We start from the raw sequence: 5,826 nt of genomic DNA, 5'->3' as shown, positions 1-5,826 counted from the left end.
GAGCTTCGGCGGTTCTCAACGGGGGCCACTTCGTTCGCCTCGACCTCATCGCGATGGATCAAAACGCCCGTCGCTCGACCGATCAAGAACAACGGGATGAGCAAGATAAAGCTCCACAACACGTTGCTGAAAAAGAACTCGAACGTGCTGCCTTTCCAGAAAATGGCGAACATCGATGTAAAGACAAGGCCACTACCCCAAAAGTATCCACCGAACCATCGTTCTGAAGCTCTGGACGACCATGACATCAACAATCCAAGCAACACCGAGGCCAGGAGGACCCCTAAGCCCCCTGCTGATAAAAACCCGTCTACCACGTACTGCGACTTTGCCGACACGTCTTTCGAGTACGTCTCAATGATACCCAGGTCGTATACCCTCGCCATCGCCAGCTCTTCCATGTTTGGTTTACCAGCCCACAACGCGCGGGGCACCAAACCAATCGCGGCCTGCTCCAGAATTTGGGTCCCATAGAACTCGTCTGTTTGCTCGACCCGGCTGATGTATCGCGTGAACATCCCAATCTGCGAGATGCGATCGGTCAAGAAAGCCCAGTTCGCTTGCCCGAGGTCCACTCCCCCAGATCGTATTTCTTCGAGAGCCTGCGACGCTGCTGCTTCAGCCTCAACTCCTCCTCGCCAACTAAGGCCTCGGATCACGTTCGTATAGGCAGGCAGAACTGCTAATAGGAACACCAACAGAAGCGGTCCACCAATTAGCACAGCGCGCCGAGCGTGGGGATAAAGGAAGACGCCCAGAAGAAGCACCATGACCAGGACCTCCTCCTTAAACCCGCTCAGGAACGCCTCGCTCAGGTTGAGGCTAAACAGCACAAAGCCAACCCCGACTAGACCAACTCGGCGAGTGGACAGTGCAAGCGTTAGACCTAGAATCGATGAGACCAGGCTAAACTGGTCGAACCGAGCCCCAAACTGGTTCTGGACCGAGAGGGCGTCTGCGGCGAGATACGTGATGCCGGACAGAACCAGGATTACCAGCGCAGGATTTCCAAAGGGTCGAACGACCCACTCGCCGCTCCGGCGGTAGTCCATAGCCGCGAGCATGCCTACAGCGACGCCAGCGTGAGCAAGCACGTAATACCGCTGAGCCTGAGCCGCCAGCGCCACGTCCTCGAAATGGACCGGCATCAGGCTCTCCTTCGACAGGTAATAGAACCCGTAGAGGTCGGCCACGAAAAAGACCGACGCCAGGAAGTTGTAGAACGCGAACAGGATCTGCGTTAGCACGATGGGCCGGAGCAGTTGGTCCAGCGCGCTGGCTCCGTCAGGCAGGGGCCGGACCCGGCCCGTCATCGTAAGCCACAGGATCCAAAACGAGCCGGCCCACGCGACGAGGTACGACACCAACGGCAGAGCCGACAAGGCGGCTGCGATCCCGAACGGGATGAACAGGAGCGCGTAGCCCGAGAGCGTAGAGACGCTCCAGGCCGACCCCGCATCGTCAGCGTCGTGGGTCGAGACGGACAAGGGGACGGCCCCGTTCATAGGCGGATGGAATAGCCCCAGCAGGGTACGAACCAGCTGTGTCGGCTCGTGTGAGCGGTCGGTGTGTTCACGGTGGCGATTGGTCGGCGGCAACGAGTTGGCGGACCGCGCGGGCGATCCGGTCGGCGGCCTCTCCCAACGTCCAGGCCCCGATCGCTTGCCGAGCCGATTTGCCCTTCCGTTCGGAAACACCAGGCGACACCACGTCGGACAAAGCGCGCGCGAGTGCACTGACGTCCCCAGCTGGGACGACGCGACCGGTCTCGGCCGTCACCAGGTCCGGGGCGCACCCGACGCGGTCGGTCACCACCACGGGCCGGCCGCACGCCATCGCCTCGTTGACGGCCAGGCCCCAGGTCTCTCCAGGACCGCGAGACGGCAACGCTACGACGTCTCCCAGGCGGTAGGCGATCGGCATGCGCGTCTGGTTCTGGAAACCGAGAAAGTGGACCCCGTCTCGCCCAGCCGCCGTCTCGCGGAGCGCGTCCTCGAGGGGACCCGTCCCGCAAAACACGAGGTGGTCCAGGCCCGACGTCCCACCCAGGAAGGCTTGAAGCAGGACGTCCGGTGCCTTCTTCGACTCCAGCTTGCCAACAAACACGCCTACCCGGTCGCCGTCGGCGATGCCGAGCGAGCGGCGCCACTCGAGGGCGTCGGACTCGGGGTCGCCACCTGGGTCTGCGAACCGGTCGTTGTCGACGGCGTGAGGCGCCCACGAAAGCTGATCGTCGCGGAGCCCGTGCGCTCGGAAGTAGGCTCGGTTGTGCTGGCCGACGTATAAGGCGTGGTCGACGTGGCGGTACACCCAGCGCAACGCGAGCCGCCGCGCCAGGGCGCGGGCGCGCCCGGCCGGGTCCGTTCGTTCATCCACGAGCGTCGAGTCGCCACGCAAGAGGACCGGCACGCGGTTGTGGAACGACCGCAGGGCCTCGAGGTGAGCCCGGTAGTTCCAGCCGACGACCAGGACGGCGTCGGCGCCCCACGCGTCGATCTCGGGCACCAAGCTCGGTGTGTCGATGCCTCGAAAGTGATGCGTGCCGGGGTCGTCGGAGACGTTCTCGACAAAGGCGTGGTCGTAGCCTTCGAGAAGCGGGATGTCCCAGGCGAACGAGGTCCCGAACCCGCGGTCGAGCGCAGACGCTGACGCTGCACCTTCCCAGCCATAGAACACCCGGAGATCGACCAGACCGTCATCCTCGATGCGCCGGAACAAGGGGGCGTAGTACTGAACTGGGTGCGTCGTGACAACGGCGAGGCGGGGGCGGGACGCCATGGCGCGGAAGGGAGTTGGTTAGCCAAGCTCGACACGATTGAGGTCCAAGCCCAGTCGAGAACCGCGTTCTTAGCGCAAATACACACCTCTGTGCTCTATCTGTGACACCGATTCCAATCTGGTGCCGCCCAACGCCTGGCGAAGCTTGGCCCTTGATTCGCGTCCTCGAGGTCGTCGAGCGGGCGCCGGCGCCGACGGCAAGACGGGAATGGTGACACCCCTTAAACGGGATGCGTACGGCGCGGGGCCACCCCGATGGCGCTGTGAAAGACGTTGGCTTGACGGTGAGCCATCGTCCGAGCGGTGTAGGGCTCGAACGCCTTCCAATCTGTCTCGGGCGCTGCGAGCGGGCGATCGAACCACACGGACCGGATCCGGTCTGCCACGGCTGACGTCGGCTCCGCTGATGCGAAGGGGACGACGGTCCCGGCACGCGTTTCTCGCACGACGTCGATGACGGTGCTCGCTTCGTGGAACACGGCGAGGAGAGGACGTCGGGCGAGCACGTAGGGATACAGCTTCGAGGCCGTGTACCCAGGGTCGTCAGACCCCGGGATCACGACGGCGTCGGCGTCGAGCAGAACCTGCAGCGCCTCGAAGTAGGGGATCCGATGCGGCCGCTCCTCAACCAAGTCCGCCACCCCGTGCCGTTCAGCGACCGGCGCGACGGTGCACGTCGCGCGATCCCCCTCTGCGTAGGACGTCCCGACGAAGTGGAGCCGCAGATTGTCGTACCGTCCGGGGTCGTCCTGGCGAGCGGCGGCCAGCGCGTTGAAGAGAGCGTCCAGGGCTGGGGCCATGTCCTCTCCCGCGCGGCCGACGTACGCCCAGTGCTCTAGCCCATCAGAGGGATCGAACACGGGGTTAGAAACGCGAGCGTCTCGAAGCACGTCGAAGTCTCGTTCAGGAGCGCCGAATGGGAGGACGGTAAACCGGTCCTCCGATAGCCACGGGTACCGAGCGGCCAGGTCGCGCGGGTACGCGGGCGACACGGAGAACGCATGGGACGCGGACCGCAAGACGTGGGGCTCGAGCCGGCGCGCAGCGGCCTGGACCAACCCAAACTTAAACGCTCCCCCCGGTGGCGAGGCACCCGTACGCGCATAGTAGTCGCTCACCCACGGATCCTGGAAGTCGACGATGAACGGGACGCCGGTCTCCCGTTTCCAGCGTGGCCCCAGAGCCGTCACAGCCATCGCCGTCGTCGAGAAAAAGACGAGGTCGAACGGTCGTTCCCGAAGCAGCCGCCGCCCCGCTCGCATCAGGGAGACGATAGCGCGAGCTTCCAAGCTTCCCACCCCTGCTCGCTCGGTCCAGAGCCGCGGGATGGCTCCCACCCGGACGACCTCGACGTCATCGGGGACGGTCCGCAACAGGATAGGGTCCTGGGGCGCCGCGACCTCGTCGGGCTTGACGGCCAGCACGACGGGCTCCCATCCGGCCTCGCGGTAGTACGGCAGGCTCTGCCGCACGCGGTGCGAGTCGGCCGCGTTCGACGGCGCGAACCGGGGGGAGACGATCAGGACGCGCTTCACAGAGTGCGGGAGGGGCCGCCCTACGATACGCCGGGCGCGTGGCCGGGCGCGTAATAGCGGCTGGCACAAGCGTGAGGGTTGAGTGAGGGTTGGCCCGAGCGAGCCCCGCTGGGCTTCACCGCGCGCGGCCCTCGAGGACGCGCTCGACTACCGACAGAAACGTGTCCTGCTCGTGGTCCCAGGTGTACCGGCCTCGGCCGGCCTGCTCCGCGGCCGCTCGTGCGCCGTCGTCCTTGAGCAGGTCGTCGAGGACGCGAGCGAGCCCCTCCGGATCCCCAGCGTCGTAGAGCCGGGTCGCCTGAGGCAGCGCGCGGCACACGTCGCGCTGGCCGGTCGTCGAGGTCGCCACGACGGGCAACCCGGCCAGCAGGTAGGTGAACGCCTTGTTGGTGACGCACACGTCTCGGTTCTCGGTTCTGCCGACCTCGAGGGCGAGACCGACGTCGTGCTCGGCCGCGCGACGGACGACTTGGTCCGGCGGGCAATGTCCGAGTACCTGAAGACGCGGCTCCACTCCGAGCCGGTCCGCGAGCGCGCGGAGATCTCGCTCGTACCCCGGCGCCCACCCCCCGCGCAGGCTGAGGACCATGTCGTTCGGGAGCAGGGGGAGCGCGGCGACGGCGTCCTCGAGGCCGCGGTGGGGTCCGATGGTCTGACTAAACCAGTGGAGGGACCGGGCACCCGGCGGGACCTCGGCCGCTAGCTCCAAGGGGTCGACGGCGACCTCGAGGTCGGACCGAGGAAACACGTTGAGGATGGTCGTCGGAAGGGGGATGCCGAGGGCATCGGCGTAGGCCCGAGCAATTCCGGGCGAGGCCGCCGTGACCGCGTCGCATCGCGGGATATAGCGGGCCTCGAGGGCCTCGATCAGCGGCCGGCCGGGGTCGTTGGGCTGGAGCTCGCCGCGGTGGAAGTCTTCGGCGTCGAACTGGAGCCGGGTCCCATATTGCTGGGCCGCGGCCGCGGCGGCGGGGAGCGCGCCCAAGTTGTGGGCGATGTATAGGTCAGCGGGCTGCGCCGCCGCAGCCTGTGACAACTCAGGAGTCACATAGTGAGCAGCGCGTCGGAGCGCGACGCCGGGCACCCGCGTTGGGCCAATCTGGAGGCTAAGCTCGCGGGCCAGCCGGTGACGGACCCGGATCCAGCTCCCCGCCACGCCGTGCGCCAGGTCGCCAAACGCGATTGTACGGACGGGCCAACGCCGCTCGTTGAACGCGGCGTCGGCGGCCTCGGCCCACGCCCAAAACCGGCACGCCACAACGCGTACGGCGTACCCCGCCCCTTCGAGCGCGTCGGCCTCCTTGGCCAACCGAGGGTTGGTCGAGAGGTGACCCGTCGTGACCAAGCACACTCGGGTCACGACGCCCGCTTCCGCTCGGCCTGGCGGTCGTAGTGCTCGACGGCGAAGTCGTAGAGGGCCACGTCGAGGGCGTTGAGCTCCCGGATCCGAGCCCTCTGCTCCGGCGTCGCCGTGACCTGTCCCTGCCGCCCCCGAGTCTGGCGCGACCGGTCG

The 5,826-nt window shown here is 66.4% G+C and carries 4 protein-coding genes; all 4 read right to left on the bottom strand.

The genetic code is table 11. The features are described 5' to 3' along the window. On the bottom strand, positions 1 to 1,487 hold a 1,487-nt coding region (locus WBA11_RS11915; RefSeq protein WP_424520903.1), incomplete at its 3' end, for an exosortase Y-associated Wzy-like protein. Positions 1,488 to 1,572: 85 nt separating this feature from the next. Beyond that, positions 1,573 to 2,778: a glycosyltransferase family 4 protein gene (locus WBA11_RS11910; protein ID WP_424520902.1), complete on the bottom strand. Its 1,206-nt coding sequence runs from the start codon at positions 2,776 to 2,778 to the stop codon at positions 1,573 to 1,575. A gap of 221 nt (positions 2,779 to 2,999) precedes the next feature. Then, positions 3,000 to 4,313, bottom strand: a complete 1,314-nt coding sequence (locus WBA11_RS11905) for a glycosyltransferase (protein WP_424520901.1) — start codon at positions 4,311 to 4,313, stop codon at positions 3,000 to 3,002. A gap of 115 nt (positions 4,314 to 4,428) precedes the next feature. Beyond that, positions 4,429 to 5,673, bottom strand: a complete 1,245-nt coding sequence (locus WBA11_RS11900) for a glycosyltransferase (RefSeq protein WP_424520900.1) — start codon at positions 5,671 to 5,673, stop codon at positions 4,429 to 4,431. Between the last annotated feature and the right edge of the window lie 153 nt (positions 5,674 to 5,826).

Source organism: Rubrivirga sp. (assembly GCF_049648075.1).
Taxonomy (GTDB): Bacteria; Bacteroidota; Rhodothermia; order Rhodothermales; family Rubricoccaceae; genus Rubrivirga.
This window is presented reverse-complemented; position numbering and strand designations above follow the sequence as displayed.